Source organism: Nocardia sp. NPDC006630, from assembly GCF_040611495.1.
Classification (GTDB): domain Bacteria; phylum Actinomycetota; class Actinomycetes; order Mycobacteriales; family Mycobacteriaceae; genus Nocardia.
Genome location: NZ_JBEXOK010000005.1, coordinates 71,231 through 89,402 on the forward strand (window position 1 = coordinate 71,231; position 18,172 = coordinate 89,402).

18 protein-coding genes are annotated in these 18,172 nt (G+C 64.8%); 15 read left to right on the forward strand and 3 right to left on the reverse strand.

Annotated features, from left to right (window positions below; translation table 11 throughout):
• Nucleotides 1-88: 88 nt before the first annotated feature.
• Nucleotides 89-1,084, forward strand: coding sequence for a sigma-70 family RNA polymerase sigma factor (locus tag ABZX86_RS15580; RefSeq protein WP_355123973.1), 996 nt, complete (start codon nucleotides 89-91; stop codon nucleotides 1,082-1,084).
• 204 nt (nucleotides 1,085-1,288) lie between these two features.
• On the opposite strand, the gene ABZX86_RS15585 is transcribed toward ABZX86_RS15580, so the two are convergent.
• Entirely contained in the window at nucleotides 1,289-1,708 is a 420-nt protein-coding gene (locus tag ABZX86_RS15585; protein ID WP_355123975.1) for a VOC family protein, read from the reverse strand.
• 143 nt (nucleotides 1,709-1,851) lie between these two features.
• Here ABZX86_RS15585 and ABZX86_RS15590 point away from each other — a divergent pair, with 143 nt between their 5' ends.
• Together ABZX86_RS15590 and ABZX86_RS15595 are read left to right on the forward strand one after the other, a co-directional pair.
• A complete protein-coding gene (locus tag ABZX86_RS15590; protein ID WP_355123977.1) occupies nucleotides 1,852-3,048 on the forward strand; it encodes a glycosyltransferase in 1,197 nt (398 codons plus the stop codon).
• A 70-nt stretch (nucleotides 3,049-3,118) separates the two neighbouring features.
• Nucleotides 3,119-3,814 carry a maleylpyruvate isomerase family mycothiol-dependent enzyme gene (locus ABZX86_RS15595; RefSeq protein ID WP_327143445.1) on the forward strand — a complete coding sequence of 232 codons (696 nt, stop codon included), beginning with the start codon at nucleotides 3,119-3,121 and terminating at the stop codon, nucleotides 3,812-3,814.
• 172 nt (nucleotides 3,815-3,986) lie between these two features.
• On the opposite strand, the gene ABZX86_RS15600 is transcribed toward ABZX86_RS15595, so the two are convergent.
• Both ABZX86_RS15600 and ABZX86_RS15605 read right to left on the reverse strand, forming a co-directional pair.
• A complete protein-coding gene (locus tag ABZX86_RS15600) occupies nucleotides 3,987-5,108 on the reverse strand; it encodes an acyl-CoA dehydrogenase family protein (RefSeq protein WP_355123979.1) in 1,122 nt (373 codons plus the stop codon).
• Between the two features lie 22 nt (nucleotides 5,109-5,130).
• Nucleotides 5,131-6,318 (reverse strand): acyl-CoA dehydrogenase family protein, encoded by a 1,188-nt coding sequence (locus ABZX86_RS15605; protein ID WP_327143447.1) that lies wholly within the window; start codon nucleotides 6,316-6,318, stop codon nucleotides 5,131-5,133.
• A 173-nt stretch (nucleotides 6,319-6,491) separates the two neighbouring features.
• Between ABZX86_RS15605 and ABZX86_RS15610 the strand changes: the two genes are divergently transcribed.
• From ABZX86_RS15610 to ABZX86_RS15665, 12 genes are all read left to right on the forward strand, one after another.
• Nucleotides 6,492-6,680, forward strand: a complete 189-nt coding sequence (locus ABZX86_RS15610) for a ferredoxin (RefSeq protein WP_327143448.1) — start codon at nucleotides 6,492-6,494, stop codon at nucleotides 6,678-6,680.
• A gap of 45 nt (nucleotides 6,681-6,725) precedes the next feature.
• Nucleotides 6,726-7,628 (forward strand): 3-oxoacyl-ACP reductase, encoded by a 903-nt coding sequence (locus ABZX86_RS15615; RefSeq protein ID WP_355123982.1) that lies wholly within the window; start codon nucleotides 6,726-6,728, stop codon nucleotides 7,626-7,628.
• 302 nt (nucleotides 7,629-7,930) lie between these two features.
• Nucleotides 7,931-8,695 carry an ABC transporter permease gene (locus tag ABZX86_RS15620; RefSeq protein WP_355123984.1) on the forward strand — a complete coding sequence of 255 codons (765 nt, stop codon included), beginning with the start codon at nucleotides 7,931-7,933 and terminating at the stop codon, nucleotides 8,693-8,695.
• A gap of 4 nt (nucleotides 8,696-8,699) precedes the next feature.
• The gene (locus ABZX86_RS15625; RefSeq protein ID WP_355123986.1) at nucleotides 8,700-9,551 is read left to right on the forward strand and encodes an ABC transporter permease; all 852 of its coding nucleotides are present in this window, start codon (nucleotides 8,700-8,702) and stop codon (nucleotides 9,549-9,551) included.
• A 116-nt stretch (nucleotides 9,552-9,667) separates the two neighbouring features.
• Entirely contained in the window at nucleotides 9,668-10,807 is a 1,140-nt protein-coding gene (locus tag ABZX86_RS15630; RefSeq protein WP_355124839.1) for an MCE family protein, read from the forward strand.
• The gene (locus ABZX86_RS15635) at nucleotides 10,804-11,832 is read left to right on the forward strand and encodes an MCE family protein (protein WP_355123988.1); all 1,029 of its coding nucleotides are present in this window, start codon (nucleotides 10,804-10,806) and stop codon (nucleotides 11,830-11,832) included. The genes ABZX86_RS15630 and ABZX86_RS15635 overlap by 4 nt, the downstream gene beginning before the upstream one ends.
• Nucleotides 11,829-12,893 (forward strand): MCE family protein, encoded by a 1,065-nt coding sequence (locus ABZX86_RS15640; protein WP_355123990.1) that lies wholly within the window; start codon nucleotides 11,829-11,831, stop codon nucleotides 12,891-12,893. Before ABZX86_RS15635 ends, ABZX86_RS15640 begins: the two co-directional genes overlap by 4 nt.
• Nucleotides 12,890-14,143, forward strand: coding sequence for an MCE family protein (locus ABZX86_RS15645; RefSeq protein WP_355123992.1), 1,254 nt, complete (start codon nucleotides 12,890-12,892; stop codon nucleotides 14,141-14,143). Before ABZX86_RS15640 ends, ABZX86_RS15645 begins: the two co-directional genes overlap by 4 nt.
• Nucleotides 14,140-15,384 carry an MCE family protein gene (locus tag ABZX86_RS15650; RefSeq protein ID WP_355123994.1) on the forward strand — a complete coding sequence of 415 codons (1,245 nt, stop codon included), beginning with the start codon at nucleotides 14,140-14,142 and terminating at the stop codon, nucleotides 15,382-15,384. The genes ABZX86_RS15645 and ABZX86_RS15650 overlap by 4 nt, the downstream gene beginning before the upstream one ends.
• The gene (locus ABZX86_RS15655; RefSeq protein ID WP_355123996.1) at nucleotides 15,381-16,793 is read left to right on the forward strand and encodes an MlaD family protein; all 1,413 of its coding nucleotides are present in this window, start codon (nucleotides 15,381-15,383) and stop codon (nucleotides 16,791-16,793) included. The genes ABZX86_RS15650 and ABZX86_RS15655 overlap by 4 nt, the downstream gene beginning before the upstream one ends.
• Nucleotides 16,790-17,608, forward strand: a complete 819-nt coding sequence (locus tag ABZX86_RS15660) for a hypothetical protein (protein WP_355123998.1) — start codon at nucleotides 16,790-16,792, stop codon at nucleotides 17,606-17,608. The genes ABZX86_RS15655 and ABZX86_RS15660 overlap by 4 nt, the downstream gene beginning before the upstream one ends.
• Nucleotides 17,605-18,093 (forward strand): h domain protein, encoded by a 489-nt coding sequence (locus ABZX86_RS15665; protein WP_355124000.1) that lies wholly within the window; start codon nucleotides 17,605-17,607, stop codon nucleotides 18,091-18,093. Before ABZX86_RS15660 ends, ABZX86_RS15665 begins: the two co-directional genes overlap by 4 nt.
• Nucleotides 18,094-18,172: the final 79 nt, after the last annotated feature.

Genomic DNA, 18,172 nt, shown 5'->3' on the forward strand with positions numbered 1-18,172 from the left:
GGTAGTTGATGTGTCCGCCTGTTGAACAGGCGGACACAGGTGTTTTCGTGTCTATTTCTTGTCGGTGCCCTGTGCGAGAGTGTTTTGCATGAGCGAGACAGGCGGCCGGTCCACCACCATCACCGATGACGTGCTGCGGTCTTTCGAAGGCCACCGTCGTGAGCTGTGCGCGTATGCGTATCGCATGCTCGGGTCCTCGTTCGAGGCCGAGGACGCGGTGCAGGAGACGTTCACGCGGGCGTGGAAGTCGTACGACTCGTTCGAGGGTCGCTCCAGTGTGCGGTCGTGGCTGTACAAGATCACCACCAATGTCTGCCTGGACATGCTCGACGGTCCGCAGCGGCGGGCCCGGCCGATGGATCTGTCCGGTCCCTCCACCCCGGATTCGCCGCTGCCCGCGCCGGAACCGGATTACGTATGGGTGGAACCGATTCCGAACGCGCTCGCCTTCGGCGCCGATCCGGCCGAGGCGGCCACTGCCAAGGACACGCTGCGGCTGGCCTTCGTCTCCGCCGTGCAGCACCTGCCCGCCACCCAACGCGCCATTCTGATCATGCGCGAGGTATTGCGCTTCTCGGCCAATGAGACCGCCGAAATGCTCAATGTCTCACCGGCTTCGGTGAACAGCGCGCTGCAGCGCGCCCGCGCCACCATGACCAAGGCGCAGGAGGTGGCCACCGTCTCCGACGCCTACGACGAAACCGATGAGCAGCAGCGCAAACTCATCGACGATTTTGTCACCGCCTTCGAGTCCTACGATATGGACGCGCTCACCCAGCTGCTGAAAGCCGATGTGGCACTGTCCATGCCGCCGTTCTCGCTGTGGATCTCCGGTCCGGAGAATGTCGCCGCGTTCATGCTCGGCACCGGTCAGGCGTGCCGCGATTCCCGGATGGTGCCGCTCGCGGGCGCGAACGGGCTGCCCGCCTTCGGCCACTACAAGCCGAGCGGCGAACCGGGCCTGTGGACCCCGTGGTCGATCACGGTGCTCGAGCTCGACGGCGACCGGGTCGCGGGCCTCAATTTCTTTTTGGATACCGACCGCTTGTTCCCGCTTTTCGGACTTCCGCTGGAACTGCGGTAGAACTGGACCCCGTCGTCGCGTAGGTGGCTCTGTGCACCGCACGAGGTACCCGCCGGGGTGGTCCGGCGCAGCGCGGCGACATGCGTGAACGGCCCGCTGGGATCCTTCCCGGCGGGCCGTTCGCATCCCGCTCGGCACATGCCGAAGGACCGCTGAATCATCAGCGGTGCGTATGTTTTCGAGCTTCAGTGGGGTTTTCGAGATTCAGTTGGCGCCGGGGTAGGCCATATGGAAGGGCTCCCACTGGTGGCCGTCGGGATCGATGAAGGTGCGGCCGTGCATGCCGACCTGGGCCTCCTGCGCGCGCTTGTCGGCATTGACCTCCTCGGTGCCGCCGGCCGCGACCGCGGCGTCGACGAGCGTGTCCACTTCCGCGGGGCTGGCGAGGGATACGGCGTAGAGGCTGTTCACGGTGGTCCTGGCGTCGCCGATGGCACGGTCGGTGAAGGAGGTGAAGAAATCCTTGGACAGCAGCATCAGGCAGATGTTGTCGTCGACCACGATGCACGCCGCATTGCCGTCGGTGTACTGCTGATTCACCTTCCAGCCCAGGGCCTCGTAGAAGCTCTTGGAGCGTTCCAGTTCGGCGACGGGAAGGTTGATGAAGATCATCTTGCTGGCCATGGCGTTCGTCCTCTCGTGAGTGTCATAGGTGAGGACGGGCCCGCCTCCGAAAACTCATCGGTGTGGTCTGTGACACATCATTTGGTCATCGGGAAGTCGCGGGCCCGCCGACCGTGACAGAGTGGCGGGGGAGGAGGTGCCCGATGAAGTACAGCTACCTGGTCGCCCTCACCGGCAGTGGCGGGACCGTGCCGCCGGAGCTGGGCGTGGTGCGCAGGCTCGTGGACCGCGGGCATCGGGTCACCGTGCTCGCCGAGGAGTCCCTGGCCGCCGAGGTGACAGCGACGGGGGCGCGGCTGCGCTCGCGGGCCGGGGCCGGATTTGCCCGCGATACCGTCGCCGAAATCGACGGGGAGCGGCCGGATCTGGTGCTCGCCTCCTATTTCGCCTTCGGGGCGATGGTGGCCGCGCAGGCGCGCGAGCTGCCGTTCATGGTGCTGATTCCGGGTATCTACCCATTGCCGGTGGAGGGCGGTCCGCCGCCGGGCACCGGATTCGGTCGCGCGGACGGCCCGGTCGGCCGCTGGCGGGACCGGGTGGTCGGTTCTATGGTGCAGCGCCGCTGGGATCAGGAACTGCTGCCGCAACTCAACGCGCTACGCGCGGATTTCGGCCTGGAGCGGCTGGCGCACTATCAGGATCAGGTGCAGCTGGCGCACCGGCAGCTCGTATTGTCCAGTGCGGCTTTCGATTTCCCGGCGCAGCGGCCGGACGGTGTGCGCTGTGTCGGCCCTATCCTCGACGATCCCTTCTGGACCCGGGATGCGGAATGGGCGCTGCCGGAAGGCGGCGATCCGCTGGTGCTGGTGTCGCTGTCCACCACCGCGCAGCGGCAGAGCGAATGTCTGCAGCGGATCGCCGATGCGCTCGGCCGGCTCCCGGTGCGTGCCATCGTGACGACCGGGCCCGCCGTCGATCCCGCCGATATCACCGCACCGGTGAATGTGCAGGTGCTGGCCGCGGCCCCGCATCAGGAGCTCATGCGGCACGCCAGTCTGGTGATCACGCACGGCGGGCACGGCACCCTGGTCAAGGCCTTCGCCGCCGACCTGCCGGTGGTACTGCTGCCGCACGGTCGCGACCACGCCGACAATGCCGCCCGGGTGCGGGCGCACCGTGCCGGAATCACGCTGTCCCGCACCGCATCTCCGCAGCAGATCACCGCCGCGGTCCGGCGCGTACTGCGCACGCCCGCGTACTATCGCGCCGCCGCCGAGCTGGGCCGGGTGCTGCGCCGCGATGCCATGAGCGATCTGCTCATGAACGAGTTGGAGCCCTCACCCGATCACCCCGACCCGGTGTTCGAGCGCATCTTCCCGGTCCGCGAGATGGAATCCTGATCTCCCGGGAACACACGCGGGTTCGCGCCCCGGCGTGTGCCCCGGGCCTGTCCGGTTTACCGTGGCAGGCATGGACTACCTGGCTCTGCTCTGCGTGAAGCTGACCGCTTTCGGCGATCTCATCACCGTCGATACCGATCTCGGGGCGCCGGTTCCGTCCTGCGGCGATTGGACCTTCTACGACCTCGCTGACCATGTCGGCAACGGCAATCTGTGGGTGGTGACCGCAGTGAGCGAGCTGCGCGGGGACCGGCAGGTCGAGTCCGCCCCGAAAGAGGCTGCCGCCCTGCGTGAATGGTATGACGAGACCGCCGACGCGATGGTCGCGGTGTTGTCCGGGGAACCGGACCAGGAGGCGTGGACCTTCTCCAGCACCATGCCCCGCACCGTCGCCTTCTGGCGCCGCCGCCGCGCCCACGAGACCCTCATGCACCTGTGGGACGGACAGAACGCCTTCGGCGCCGCGGACCCGTTCGACACGGATCTGGCCGTCGACGGCATCACCGAGGTCTTCGAACTGTTCGCCCCCCGCATGATCAAACGCGGTCTGGCCACCGAGCCGGAGGTGGCACTGCACGTCCGCGCCACCGATATCGCCGAGAGCTGGATCTACGGCCCCGGCGAACCCGTCGCCGAAATCTCCGGCGCCGCATCGGATCTGCTGCTCGCCCTCTGGCAGCGCAAGCCCCCCACCGACCCGGCCCTCACCTGGGGCGGCGACCGCACCGCCGGCGAGCGCGTGCTGGCGGGCCCGCTGGTGCCCTGAGCCGCCGGGTTCAGCATTCCGCGCGCGGAAGGAACTGCGGACGGCTCTTTCCCGCTGTCGAATGTCCGCGCGCGGAATTCATTTCCAGTGACCAGGCTCGACCGACGACAAGGGCGGCGGCACCGAATGGTGCCGCCGCCCTTGGGTATTCGTCGTGCGGTGCGGTCGCCGGTCAGTTGGCGGCGAGCAGGCCGCCGAGGGCGCGGAGGTGGTCGTGGGCGCCGCCGAGGGCGAATTCATTGTGCTTGGCGGCGGTGAAGTACTGGTTGACGATGTGGTCGCGGTCGATGCCGACGCCGCCGTGCACGTGCACGACGGTGTGGGCGACGCGGTGACCGGCATCGGCGGCCCAGAACTTGGCGGTGTGGACTTCCGCGGTGGCGGGCAGGCCCTCCGACAGCAGCCAGGCGGCCTGCTGAACGGCCAGGCGTACGCCCTGGACGTCGATGTAGGCGTCGGCGAGGCGCTGGGCCACGGCCTGGAAGCTGCCGATCTTCTTGCTGAACTGCTCGCGCTCGCGGGCGTAGTCCGCGACCAGCTCGAGGCCCTTTTCGAGGGTGCCGAGCTGCAGGGCGGCCAGGCCCAGCCAGGCCCGTTCCAGCAGCCAGTTCAGGACTTCGGCGCCCTGCTCCAGGGTGCCGACCAATTCGGCTGGGGTACCGGCGAATTCGATCTCGGCCTCGGGGGTGCGGTCGGTGACGATCTGGTCCGCGATACGGACCGAGGCGTGCGCCGGGTCGACCAGGAAGACGGCGGGGGAGCCGTCGACGCTGGCGGACACCAGGATTCGCGCTGCCTGCCGGGCGAACGGCACGGTGGTCTTGAGCCCGGTGAGCTGCCAGCCGCCATTGTCCGAGGCGGTGGTGACCGGCTTGGCCGGCTCCCAGTTCCGCTCTTCGGTCAGTGCCGCGGTGAGGATGAGGTCACCGGTGCCGGCCTGTGCGGCCAGGGCCCGCTGGGCCTCGGTGCCGAACTGCGCCAGCGCGCCCGCGCCGAGCACGATCGACCACAGGTACGGCACGGGGGCGACGGACTTGCCGAGTTCCCGCAGGATCGACGTCTGCTCCAGCACGCCGAAACCGCTGCCGTCCGCCGTTTCCGGCAGGGCCGCTGCCAGCACGCCGGTCTCGGCGAGCGAGCTCCACAGCGATTCGTCGAAGCGCAGCGTGGTGTTCCCGGATGCGTCGGTGTTCTTGTCGAGTTCGCGCAGCCGGTCGGCGGTGACGAGCTTGCCGGTGACCTCGGCGGTCAGGCGGGCCAGATCCTGCTGCGCCTCGGTGAGAGTGAAATCCATGATGGTTACCTCGATTTCAGGGTTAGCGCGCAGCGGCCGGCTGCTTGAGGGCGGTCATGGCGATGATGTCGCGCTGCACCTCGTTGGTGCCGCCGCCGAAGGTGAGGATCAGGCAGGCGCGGTGCATGCGCTCCATGCGGCCGCGCAGCTGCGCACCGGCGGAATCCTGGCGCAGGTAGCCCTGCGGTCCGAGCACCTCCATGAGGGCGCGGTATACCTCGGTGGACAGTTCGGTGCCGTACACCTTGCAGGTGGAGGCATTCCACGGGCGCGGTGCGGCGCCCGCGTCGGCGCCGGAGGCGAGCTCCCAGTTCATCAGCTTCAGGTATTCGACCTTGGCGTGCGTGCGGGCCAGCAGAATCTGCACCCACTCCTGGTCGATGACGCGGGAACCGTTGGAGTTCTTGGTGTTCCGCGCCCACTCGGTGACCTGTGCGACCGCGAGCGACAGCGGTGCGGCGGAGGTCAGCGCGACGCGCTCGTGGTTGAGCTGATTGGTGATCAGCGACCAGCCGCCGTTCTCCGGGCCGACCATATCGGAGTGCTTGACCCGCACATCCTGGTAGTAGGTGGCGCTGGTGTCCGGACCGGCCATGGTGTGCACCGGTGTCCAGGAGAAGCCCTCCGCCGTGGTCGGCAGGATGAACATCGAAATGCCCTTGTGCTTCTTGGCGGCCGGATCGGTGCGGGCGGCGAGCCAGATGTAATCGGCGTAGGCGATGAGGGAGGTCCACATCTTCTGGCCGTTGATGATCCACTCGTCACCGTCGCGGACCGCGCCGGTGCGCAGCGAGGCGAGGTCGGTGCCCGCGCCCGGCTCCGAATAGCCGATGGCGAAATGCAGCTGACCTGCGGCGATCTTGGGCAGGAAGAACTTCTTCTGCTCCTCGGTGCCGTAGTGCATGATCGTCGGCGCGACGGAGTTGATGGTCAGGAACGGCACCGGGGCGCCGGCGATGGCGGCCTCGTCGGTGAAGATCAACTGATCCATGGTGGGCCGGTCCTGGCCGCCGTACTCCTTGGGCCAGCCGAGCGCGAGCCAGCCGTCGCGGCCCATCTCGGCGACGACCTCGCGGTAGACGTTGCCTTCGCCGTACTCGCCGGTCTGAGCCGACAGCGCCGCTCGACGTTCCGGGGTGATCAGTTTGGCGAAATACTCACGCAGCTCAGCACGAAGCTGTTCCTGTTGCGGCGTGTATGCGATCCGCATAGCGATACCTCTAGCCTTCTCATCTCTTGAAATTAGGCCCAGCGGGGTTCAGCCGATCATTGCACAGCAGGTGAAACATGTTCCAGTATTGGGTGGTTGTAAGGCCGCGCTTGCTATCCCTGTGGGGCTGGTGTTGTTAGGCTCGGCCCACTGTTGTGGCAAAGGAGTTGGCTATGAAGGTCACTGTTGATCTCGACCAGTGCGAGGCGAACGGAATCTGTGTCGGAATCGCTCCCGACGTGTTCGAACTCGATGATGACGACGTCCTGCACATCATCGGCGCCGAGGTGGCCCCCGGTGATGAGGACGATGTGAAGACGGCGGTCGCGCAGTGCCCCAAGGCCGCTTTGAAGCTGGTCTGAACCCGGCCTTGCTCGCTAGGTGTAACACGTTCTAGAGTCGGCCCGGTGAGCGAAACTGATGTGAGTCTTGCCGGCCGAGTGGCCATCGTCACCGGCGCTGGTGCCGGGCTGGGCCGGGCCGAAGCCCTCGAGCTGGCCCGGGCCGGCGCTTCGGTCATTGTGAACGACCTTGCCGAGAACGACGCGGTCAGCGCAACCCTCGCCGACATTCGCGCGCTCGGCGCCAAGGCCGAATTCGTCGCGGGCAGCATTGCCGAGCGGTCCACCGCCGACGCGCTGCTGCAGACCGCCGAGGAAACCTTCGGCGGGCTGGACATCATCGTCAACAATGCCGGTATCACTCGGGACAAGATGCTGTTCAACATGTCCGACGAGGATTTCGACGCCGTCATCGCGGTGCATCTGCGCGGGCACTTCCTGCTCACCCGCAATGCGGGCGCGTACTGGCGGGCCAAGTCGAAGGAAGCGGGCGCGCCGGTCTACGGCCGCATCGTCAACACCTCGTCCGAGGCCGGACTGCTCGGCCCCGCGGGCCAGGCCAATTACGGCGCTGCCAAGGCCGGTATCACCGCATTGACGCTGTCGGCGTCGCGTGCGCTGTCGGCCTTCGGCGTCACCGCCAATGCGATCGCACCGCGCGCCCGGACCTCGATGACCGAGAAGGTCTTCTCGGCAGCTCCCGAAGAGGGTCCGGATCCGCTCTCCCCTGATCATGTGGCGCGCCTGGTGGCCTTCCTGGCCTCCCCGGCCGCCGCAGCGGTCAGTGGACAGCTGTTCGTGGTGTACGGCCCCATGGTGGCGCTCATGGCCGCCCCCATCGTGGAGCAGCGTTTCGACGCCGAGGGGGAGTGGACCCGCGAGGGTCTGGCAGCCACCCTGGGCGGGTATTTCGCCGAACGTCCTTCCGGCGCCACATTTTCGGCGTCGGCGCTGATGGATCTCGGCTAGTTCAACCCCTTCTCCCGGTCGCGGGGGGTTTCACCCCCGCGTCCAGGTTGATCACGCGATCAATCATTGGTAGGAATGGGGATCATCTATGTGTGGCGCCTCACAAAGGCGGCACAGCTGTGGTAGTCCTCACGGGGTGAACATGTTCTCGAAACTGGACGGCAGTTCAGAAAGATGACCTGTTCAAAACCGTCGAACCCTTCCCGGAGGGCACTGGAACGTGTTCTAATCTTCGGGCGGGACCGAGATCACATTCAGATCTCGGGTGCTATAGCTAGGCAGGGGCAGGAGGAATCGCAGGAATGAATGATGTCCTTGCTGTACCGATGCGGGCAGTGGGTGGGTTCTTCGAACTCGCCGGTGACGTTGCTCGCGCCTTGGTACGGCCACCATTCCAACGACGCGAATTCGTCGATCAATCATGGTTCGTCGCCAGCGTCTCGATCGTTCCGACTCTGCTCGTGGCGATTCCGTTCACCGTGCTGGTGTGCTTCACACTCAATATCCTGCTGCGGGAGATCGGCGCGGCCGACCTCTCCGGCGCGGCCGCGGCGTTCGGCGCGGTCACTCAGGTCGGCCCGATGGTCACCGTGCTCATTGTGGCCGGCGCGGGCGCGACCGCCATCTGCGCCGATCTCGGCGCGCGGACCGTCCGCGAGGAAATCGACGCCATGCGCGTGCTGGGCATCGACCCGGTGCAGCGCCTCGTAGTGCCGCGCGTGCTCGCCTCCATGTTCGTGGCCATGCTGCTGAACGGACTCGTGTGCACCGTGGGAATCCTCGGTGGCTTCGTCTTCTCCGTATACCTGCAGGGTGTCAATCCGGGTGCGTTCATCAACGGCATCACGCTGTTGACGCATCTGCCCGAGTTGGTCGAATCCGAAGTCAAGGCAACGCTGTTCGGACTCGTGGCCGGCCTGGTGGCCTGTTACCTGGGCTTGAATGTCAAGGGCGGGCCGAAGAGTGTCGGCGACGCGGTGAACCAGACCGTCGTCTTCTCCTTCATGGCGCTATTTGTTATCAACGTGGTTGTTACCGCCGTTGGTATCAAGTTCACGGCGCGGTGATCAGATGGCGTTCGTGATTCAATCTCGTTTCCCGAGGCTGACCAAACGCACTCGGCGCTTCACCGAAGCACTCGATTCGGTAGGCAAGCACGCGATCTTCTACGCGCGGTCGATCGCATCGGTGCCCAAGGCCCTGATTCACTATCGCACCGAGACCATCCGGCTCATTGCCGAGATCTCCATGGGCACAGGCGCATTGGCGGTCATCGGCGGCACCGTCGTGATCGTCGGCTTCCTGACCCTGGCCGCCGGTGGCACCATCGCCATCCAGGGCTACAGCTCGCTGGGCAATATCGGTGTCGAGGCCCTCACCGGCTTCTTCTCCGCCTTCATCAACGTTCGCATTGCGGCACCGGTGATTTCGGGTATCGGCCTCGCGGCGACACTCGGCGCCGGAACGACCGCGCAATTGGGAGCCATGCGGGTCTCGGAAGAGATCGACGCCCTGGAGGTCATGGCCATCCGGCCGGTGCCCTTCCTGGTGGGCACCCGGTTGCTGGCAGGCATCATCGCGATCATCCCGCTGTACTCGCTGGCGATTATCGCCTCGTTCATCGCGAGTCGGTTTTCGACCGTGGTGATCTTCGGACAGTCCGCCGGTGTGTACGACCACTACTTCGACACATTCCTGATCCCCAGCGACATACTCTGGTCCTTCGCACAGGCGATCTTCATGGCCCTGGCGGTCATGATGATTCACACCTACTACGGCTATCACGCCGCAGGCGGACCGGTCGGCGTGGGCGTGGCGGTAGGTAATGCGGTGCGGGCGTCGCTGATCGCGGTAGTCATGGTGACGCTGCTGATCTCACTGGCCATCTACGGCACCTCCGGCAATTTCCATCTCTCCGGGTAGGGCGGGACATCGTGCAACCACATGGAGGAACGGAGAGTCCGATCGGCTCACCGTTCGTCGAGAAACCAACGACCAAGCGGTACCTCGAACAAGGCTGGGTCATCCGCCTGGCCGGCATGGGACTGGTGCTCAGCATCGTCGCCGTGGTCGCCGTCTGCGCGGTGAGCTTCGCGGGCGGATTCGACAACACCGTCGAGGTGACCGTCGCGTCCCCGCGTGCGGGTCTGGTGATGGACAAGGACGCCAAGGTCAAGATTCGCGGCGTTGAAATCGGCCGCGTTTCAGCCATTACCGACACCGCCGATGGCGCTCGCATCGTATTGGCCATCGACCCGGATAAATTGAAGATGGTGCCGGCCAATGCCTCCGTGGATATCAACTCCACGACCGTGTTCGGTGCGAAGTACATCAACTTCATCGAGCCGCAGACCCCCTCGGCCGATTCGCTGCGCGCGGGTTCGGTCGTGCGGGCCGGTGCGGTGACTGTCGAATTCAATACGCTTTTCGAACATCTCACCGATGTGCTCGGCAAGATCCAGCCCGAGAAGTTGAACGCGACACTGACCGCGCTCGGCCAGGCGCTGGACGGTCGCGGCGACAAGATCGGTCAGCTGCTGGTCAACAGCGACCAGTACCTGTCCGATATCAACCCCAGCCTGCCCGCGCTGAAGCGGGATCTGCAGACCTCGGTCGGCGTGACGAACCTGTATGCCGACACCGTGCCGGATCTGCTGCGTACCACCGGGAATATGACGGTTACCGGCAACACCATCGTGGATGACAAGTCCAACGTCGATCGGTTGCTGCTGAACCTGATCGGGCTGGCCAACGACACCGGCGGCGTGCTGAAGGACAATGCGCAGCCTTTGGTCACGGCACTGGATCTGTTGCGCCCCACCGCTGAACTGCTCAACGAATACAACCCGGCGATCTACTGTCTCGTCGTCGGAGCAGCCGACGCGCTGCCGCTCGGTAATAAGATCTTCGGCGGTGACGCGCCCTGGGTGAACCTGAATGCCAGCTTTATGGGCGGTGGCACCCCGTACGAGTACCCGAAGGATCTGCCGAAGGTGAACGCCACCGGTGGCCCGCACTGCGAGGGCATTCTCGACCGCGTGCCGGGCAGCCATGCCAACTATGTTGTCACCGATACCTCGCAGGGCGAGGTGTGGACGCCACCGACGACGACATACCTCAACGGCCCGAGGGTGTTCCAGATGTTGTACGCCGGACTGCCGGGGGTACCTAACCCATGAAAATCAAACTGCACGGCAGCACTGTCAAACTGGCGATCTTCACGCTGGTCACGGTGCTGATCCTCGCCGGGCTGGGAGTGATCTTCAGCCAGATGCGCTTCGCTCGCTCGACCGGGTACCACGCGATCTTCACCAGCTCGTCCGGGATCCTGCCGGGATCCAAGGTGCGCATTGCCGGAGTGCCGGTGGGATCGGTATCGAGGGTGTCCGTAGGCAAGGATCATCTCGCCCATGTCGACTTCGATATCGACCACGAGTACCGGATCTACGCCAGCACACTGGCCGCCATTCGCTATGAAAACCTCGTCGGTGACCGCTATCTGGAGTTGCTGGACGGACCGGGCACCGCGCAGCCGCTGAAAACCGGCGCGACCATCCATGTCGAACAGACCAAGCCCGCGCTCGATCTGGACATGCTGCTGGGCGGATTCAAACCCCTGCTGCGCGGACTGAACCCGGAGCAGGTGAACGATCTGACGGGTGCGCTGCTGCAGGTGTTCCAGGGCCAGGGTGGAACGCTGGTTTCGCTGCTGAACAGCGGCGGCTCCTTCGCCAAGACCCTCGCGGATCGGGATGACCTGATCGGCAGCGTGATCGAGAATCTGAAGACCGTGCTGGGCACCATCGATCAGCATGACCAGGATTTCGCGACCACGCTGACCGAATTGCAGCGCCTGGTCAGTGGTCTGGCCGCGGACAAGGATCCGATCGGTGACGCATTGCCCCGATTGGCTGGAGCCACCGGCGATCTCACGTCGCTGCTGCAGCAGGTGCGCCCGGATTTGAAGGCGAATATCGAACAGCTCGGTACCTTGTCGGCGAACTTGGACGACAAGAAGGACGATCTGCAGTCCTTGATGAACGTGCTGCCCGATACCTATAAGAAGCTGATCCGCATCGGGGCCTACGGCTCGTTCCTGAATATGTTCGTTTGCGGTACAACCCTTCTCGTCGACGCACCGGGCGGTAAGACGCAAACCCTCGAATTGCCCGGTGGGATGAAGACAGGGCGGTGCACGCCATGAGTGAAAAGAACTCCCCGCTGATCAATGCCGGCATTGTCGGTATCACTCTGGCAGTGACCATTTGCTTGGCTTCGCTCCAATTCGACCGGTTGCCGCTGGTGCAGTCCGGTCAGGAGCGCAGCGCCTACTTCGCCGACGCGGGCGGACTGCAGGTCGGTGATCCCGTGCAGGTGGCCGGCGTCCGCTCCGGCCAGGTCGAGGACGTGAAGCTCGATGGCGCCAAAGTGAAGGTGCGATTCCGGCTGGATGAGTCGATCGTGCTGGGTGGCAAGACTTCCGCGGCCATCAAGACCAACACCATGCTGGGCCGTAAGTCCCTCGAGGTGACCCCGGCGGGGGACGGGGCGATGCGCGGGGACGAGACGATCCCGCTGGATCGCACGACCTCGCCGTACTCGCTGACCGATGCCCTCGGTGATCTGGCCACCACGGTCAAGGGCCTCGACACCGACCAGGTCAATAAGGCCCTCGATACGCTGTCGGACGCGTTCACCGATACGCCGGTGCCGCTGCGGTCGGCGCTGGACGGCATTACCGCCCTCTCGCGCAGCCTGAACACCCGGGACAAGGCGCTCACCGAACTGCTCTCGCACGCCCAGAACGTCACCAAGGTGCTGGGTGATCGTGCGACGCAGATCAATTCGCTGCTCGTCGACGGCAATAGCCTGCTCGGTGAGCTCGATGCCCGCCGTGCCGCACTGAGCCAGCTGATCGTGTACGTGAACGGACTGGCCCAACAGCTCACCGGGTTCGTCAACGACAACGAGGCACAGCTGAAACCGACGCTGGACAAACTGAATTCGGTGTTGGCTCTGCTTCAGAAGAACCAGGACAATCTGGGCAAGGCGATCCAGGAACTGGGACCGTTCGAGTCCGCGCTGGGTGAGCAGGTCGGCAGTGGGCCGTACTTCCAGGCGTACCTGGCCAACGGCACCTCGACCGGAATTCAGACGCTCGTCGATGCGATGGTCTGGCCGCAGCATCTGCCCGACTCGCTGAAAGCGTTTATCACTCCACTGCTGCAGCCGGTAAAGCCCGGGATCGAGGAGCCGCCGCGATGAACGCAATACGCAAAGTGCCGCGCTGGGCGCGCCTGGTCGCGGCTGCCCTTGTGGTTGTAGTCGCCGGGTGGCTGGTCTACGGCATGGTCGCTGATATCGGCAAGAAGCACATCACCGCCTACTTCCCCTCGACCACCGGCCTGTACGCCGGTGACGAGGTGCGGGTGCTGGGCGTGAAGGTCGGCACAATCGACTCCATCGAGGCCGGTCAGGGCCAGGTGAAGGTGAAGCTCACCCTCCAGCGCGGTCTCGATCTGCCGGCCGATGCCAAGGCGGTGCTGATCTCTCCCTCGCTGGTTTCGGCGCGCTTCATCCAGCTCGCACCCGCCTATACCGGTGGGGCGAAGATGGGCGATGGTGCCTCGATTCCGTTGGAGCACACCGCGGTTCCGGTGGAGTGGGATGACATCAAGGCGGAGCTGACGAAGCTTTCCAAGGCGCTCGGCCCGATCGGTGAGGACAAGCAGGGCTCGTTCGGCCGTGCCATCGATACCGCCGCCAACAACCTCGGCGACGGTAATGCGCAGGCCTTCCGCGATACCCTCAAAGAGCTCTCCAGCACGCTGAATACGCTCTCGGATGGCCGGACCGATCTCTTCGGCACCATTCGCAACCTGCAGCAGTTCGTCGATGTGCTCTCCAAGTCCAACGATCAGATCGTCCAGTTCGGCGGCCGGCTGGCGTCGGTGTCGTCCGTGCTCGCGAACGTGTCGACCGATCTGGGCAGCGGGCTGGACAATCTCGATTCCGCGGTCACGGATGTGAAGCGGTTCCTGGACGAGCGAGGTGGCGCCCTCACCGAGAGCGTGCAGCGACTCGGTGCCGCGACCCAGGTGCTCGCCGACAAGAAGCCCGAGCTGGAGCAGATCATGCACTCCAGTCCGACCGCGCTGGCGAACTTCTATCAGCTCTACAAGCCCGCCCAGGGCTCGCTGACCGGAGCATTGGCCGCTCCGAACCTCGCCAACCCGATCGCCTTCCTGTGCGGTGCGGCCGAGTCTGTCGGGGCCAATGATGCCGATAAGAGCGCCGCGCTGTGCAAGCAGTATCTGGGGCCGGTCCTCAACTCGCTGGCGATCAACTACCCGGCGGTCATGTTGAATCCGGTGACCTCACAGAACGCTTTCCCGGAGCAGCTCACCTACAGTCCGCCCGATCTGGCGAACCAGGTCCCGGCGCCGGGGCAGCCGCTGTCCGCGCCCAGTCCCAAATCGCTGAGTGATCTGTTCATCCCAGGAGGTGGACGATGATGAGCCGCAGACGAATTCGCATCGCGGGCATGGCGGTCGGCCTGGTCGCCCTGCTCGGTGCGAGCGGGTGCGAATGGGACGGACTCAACACCGTCTCGATCCCCGGTTCGGTCGGCACGGGGGATGGGTCCTGGAAGGTCCGCATCGAAATGCCCAATGTGACGATGCTGACCCGGAATTCGCCGGTTCAGGTGAACGATGTGACCGTTGGTACCGTCACCGGTATCCAGGTCGAGAACTGGCATGCGCTGGTCACCGTCGGCCTGAACAAGGGAGTCGTGCTGCCCGCCAACGCCATTGCGCGGATCGGGCAGACGAGCCTGCTGGGCAGTAATCATCTGGAACTTGCCCCGCCGACAGCTGAACCGGCACAGGGCAATCTGAAGGATGGGGATCTGATTCCGCTGGCGCACGCGGGTGCCTATCCGACGACCGAGCAGACGCTCTCCTCATTGTCGGTGGTGCTCAACGGCGGCGGTATCTCGCAGTTGGAGACCATCACCCGGGAGTTGGACGCCACGTTCAAGGGTCGCACGGATTCGATTCGGGATCTGTTGCCGCAGTTGAACACCCTGACCACGACGCTCGATCAGCAGACCGGCGACATCATCGCGGCCATGGGTGGACTCGACCGCTTCGCCGGCGTACTGGCGCGGCAGAAGGACGATGTCACCGCCGCCATCACGACCATCCATCCGGCGCTCACCGTGCTCGCCGACCGCCGCGAGAACATCACCAAAGCCATTACTTCCCTGGGTGATTTGAGCAATGTCGTGCAGCAGATCCTTGATCAGGGCGGCGACAACCTGAAGGCGGACCTGGCCAATCTCGAACCTGCGCTGCAATCTCTGGCCGCCACCGGTGGGCATCTGGCGGATTCGCTGAATTGGCTGCTGACTTTCCCGTTCCCGGTGAAGGGCATCGCCAATGTCATCAAGGGCGACTACATGAACCTGTGGATGACGCTGGACCTCACCGGCGCCAGGCTCGATTCGAACTGGCTGACCGGTACTCCGCTCGGCGGTAGTCTCGGCGGCGCTCAGGCCACTCTCGGGTACGGGATACCCCGGACGGCTGTGGGCAAGGGCGATCCACTGTCAGATCCGCTGAAGCCTCCCGCACCCGCGCCTGCGACGTCGGAGCCGGTGCCGAGTGTTCCTGGGCTACCGCCGATTCCGGGTCTGCCGGCGATTCCCGGAATCACCGTGCCCAACGTGCAGCAGGGAGGTGGCGATCGATGAAACTCTCGAAATTCGTCAAGGTCCAGTTGGCCATCTTCACGGTGCTGACCGTGATCGGCCTGTCCGTCATCGGCGGGCAGTATGTGAAGTTGCCCGCCATGCTGTTCGGCATCGGGCAGTACGGCGTGACCGTCCAATTGCCCGCGACCGGTGGTCTTTACGAGTCCGCGAATGTGGCGTATCGGGGCACCAATGTCGGCAAGGTGAAGTCGGTCAATCTCACCTCCGCCGGAGTCGACGCCAAACTTTCCATCGGCAGCGACTACAAGATCCCCAGCGATGTCGAAGCGTACGTGCGGAGCGTCTCGGCGATCGGTGAGCAGTATGTCGACCTGGTGCCGGCAGATGCGCCGAAAGGCGGGAATCTGCACGATGGTTCGGTCATTCCGGTAGACCGCACCAAGCTGCCGCAGGACGTCGGCGACATGCTCGATCAGGCCGACCGGCTCTTGTCCACCGTCGCGAACACCAAGCTGGCCGAGGTCATCAACGCCGCGTTCGTCGCTTTCAACGGCGCCGGACCGGATTTGCAGCGCCTGCTCGACTCGGCCTCCCTGCTGGTGCAGGAGGCCAAGAACACCACCGAGCCGACGAAGGATCTGCTGGACAAGATCGGTCCGCTGCTCGATACCCAGAACCAGTCCGCGGACGATGTGCGCGGCTGGACCAAGGATCTCGCTACGGTCACCGACCAACTGCGCCAGCATGATCCGGCGCTGCGATCGCTCCTGGAGCACGGGCCGGACGCGATCCAGAAGGTGAACCAGACCTTCCAGGATCTGAAGCCGACACTGCCGATCATGCTCGCCAATCTGATCAGCGTCGGTCAGGTCGGCGTCACGTATCACGCTGGGCTCGAACAGATTCTCGTTATTTATCCGCCATTGCTCGCCGGGCTGCTGACAGCGATCCGCGGACCTGCCGAGTACGGCGCGATGGTCGACTTCATGCTGGGGGTCAATGACCCGCCGGGGTGCACCACCGGCTTCCTGCCGGCGGATCAGCGGCGGTCACCGGCCGATCTCACCCCTGCTGATACTCCGGACAATATGTATTGCAAGGTGGCGCAGAACGCCAAGGAGGCCGTGCGCGGTATCCGCAATACTCCGTGTGTGGATGTGCCCGGCAAGCGTGCGCCGAGCCCGGCGCTGTGCCATGACCCCGAGGGTTACGTGCCCGAAGGCGATAACCCGCCGTCCGGTATGCCGCATCCGGTGGACAATAACGGGCAACCGATCGGTAACCTGCTCGGTAACCAGCAGGCCCCCTTCATCGCGCACGAGGATCCGACCAGCGGCACATTCGTCGGACCCGATGGGCGCGTGTACCGTCAGGGTGGCGTCAATGCGGATGGCACCAGTCGGGTGCCGTCGAGCTGGCAGGACTTGCTTCAGGAGCCACCGCGATGAGCGAAACACCAGCAAACGGAGGTCGCGCCCGGCGGCGTGTCGTCCGGAAGGCGGGCCCGCCCGCCGAGGGCGATGCCGCGGGCATCGAGGTGCAGGAATCGGCCCTCGGCAGTGTGAGCCCGGAACCGGCCGCGGTCGATGCGGCCGAGCCGAGTTCGGTGGCGGGCACCACGCCCGCCCCGGCCGGTGATCCGGAGCCTGCTGTGGCGGCCAGTACTGGTGTGGCATCGGCAAACTCGGCAGCCGAGGAAGATGCCGCTCCCGAATCCGCGGGCGACACCGAGCCGAATTCCGAAGCGACATCGAGGGTTCGGAAGATTGCCGGTTCGCTCGGTACGGTGGGCGTCGCCGCCGCGGTGGTTGCCCTGATATCGACACTGGTACTGGCCGGCTCGACCGGCGTGTACTTCTATCACCAGCACCGGGCGGACAACCTGAGTCAACGGCGGGCCGAATATATCCAGGTCGCCAAGCAGGCGTACCTCGATATGTCGACCGTCAAGGACGCGACGGCGGATCAGGACATCGATCGGCTGCTCTCGGTCGCCGGTGGCAGCCTCAAGGACGAGTACGCGACGAATCGCGATGCGTACAAAAAGGTCTTCGAACAGTTGAAGGTGCAGTCCACGGGCGCCGTCATCTCGGCCGCGATCGAGAATGACAGCGCCGATTCGGCCAGCGTGCTGTTGCTGGCACAGCAGACAGTCTCGAATGTCGCCACCAACGGGCCGATGCAGCGGGACTATCGAATTCGGGTGCACGTAACCCGGAACGGCCAGACCCTGTCCGCTTCGTCCCTGGAGTTTGTGCCGTGAAATTCGACAAGCGTTACCTACTGGTCGCCGGCGCAGCCGTGCTTTTTGTCGGGGCCGCGGTCATGGCGTCGCTGACCGGATATCGATTCTGGTCCGATCGTCAGGCCGAGCAGAACCGAACCTCCTCGGTGGCCGTCGCACGGGATACGGTCGAAGGGTTGTTCACCTACGATTACGACACCGCCGACAAGGATCTGCCGAAGGCCGCCGAAAAACTGACCAGCGGCTATCGGGATTCCTATATGAAGGTGATCAGCGAGCAGGCTATTCCTACGGCGAAGGAAAAGAAGCTCAACGTTCAGACCAGTGTGCAGGCGACCGGCGTGATCTCGACATCCCGCGATCACGCCGTGGTTCTCGTCATCGCCAATCAGCGGTTCACCAGCGTCGATTCGCCCCAGGACACGATCTCGAGCGACCGCTTGCACGTGGAGCTCACCAAGGAGCACGGTCACTGGCTCGTCTCCGATATCAAACCGATCTGATCCGATTCGGCTGAAGTATCGCCGAAAACGACTGTGGCCCAGTCCTTCACGCTGAAGGGCTGGGCCACAGTTCTGGGTG

Excerpts from the sequence above, each read along its gene's own strand:
- ABZX86_RS15635 (WP_355123988.1), top strand. The coding sequence starts at position 10,804 with ATGAAAATCAAACTGCACGGCAGCACTGTCAAACTGGCGATCTTCACG.
- ABZX86_RS15600 (WP_355123979.1), bottom strand. The coding sequence starts at position 5,108 with ATGGATTTCACTCTCACCGAGGCGCAGCAGGATCTGGCCCGCCTGACC.
- ABZX86_RS15630 (WP_355124839.1), top strand. The coding sequence starts at position 9,668 with ATGGGACTGGTGCTCAGCATCGTCGCCGTGGTCGCCGTCTGCGCGGTG.
- ABZX86_RS15660 (WP_355123998.1), top strand. The coding sequence starts at position 16,790 with ATGAGCGAAACACCAGCAAACGGAGGTCGCGCCCGGCGGCGTGTCGTC.
- ABZX86_RS15605 (WP_327143447.1), bottom strand. The coding sequence starts at position 6,318 with ATGCGGATCGCATACACGCCGCAACAGGAACAGCTTCGTGCTGAGCTG.
- ABZX86_RS15645 (WP_355123992.1), top strand. The coding sequence starts at position 12,890 with ATGAACGCAATACGCAAAGTGCCGCGCTGGGCGCGCCTGGTCGCGGCT.
- ABZX86_RS15650 (WP_355123994.1), top strand. The coding sequence starts at position 14,140 with ATGATGAGCCGCAGACGAATTCGCATCGCGGGCATGGCGGTCGGCCTG.
- ABZX86_RS15585 (WP_355123975.1), bottom strand. The coding sequence starts at position 1,708 with ATGGCCAGCAAGATGATCTTCATCAACCTTCCCGTCGCCGAACTGGAA.
- ABZX86_RS15610 (WP_327143448.1), top strand. The coding sequence starts at position 6,492 with ATGAAGGTCACTGTTGATCTCGACCAGTGCGAGGCGAACGGAATCTGT.
- ABZX86_RS15595 (WP_327143445.1), top strand. The coding sequence starts at position 3,119 with ATGGACTACCTGGCTCTGCTCTGCGTGAAGCTGACCGCTTTCGGCGAT.
- ABZX86_RS15580 (WP_355123973.1), top strand. The coding sequence starts at position 89 with ATGAGCGAGACAGGCGGCCGGTCCACCACCATCACCGATGACGTGCTG.
- ABZX86_RS15655 (WP_355123996.1), top strand. The coding sequence starts at position 15,381 with ATGAAACTCTCGAAATTCGTCAAGGTCCAGTTGGCCATCTTCACGGTG.
- ABZX86_RS15590 (WP_355123977.1), top strand. The coding sequence starts at position 1,852 with ATGAAGTACAGCTACCTGGTCGCCCTCACCGGCAGTGGCGGGACCGTG.
- ABZX86_RS15620 (WP_355123984.1), top strand. The coding sequence starts at position 7,931 with ATGAATGATGTCCTTGCTGTACCGATGCGGGCAGTGGGTGGGTTCTTC.
- ABZX86_RS15625 (WP_355123986.1), top strand. The coding sequence starts at position 8,700 with ATGGCGTTCGTGATTCAATCTCGTTTCCCGAGGCTGACCAAACGCACT.
- ABZX86_RS15640 (WP_355123990.1), top strand. The coding sequence starts at position 11,829 with ATGAGTGAAAAGAACTCCCCGCTGATCAATGCCGGCATTGTCGGTATC.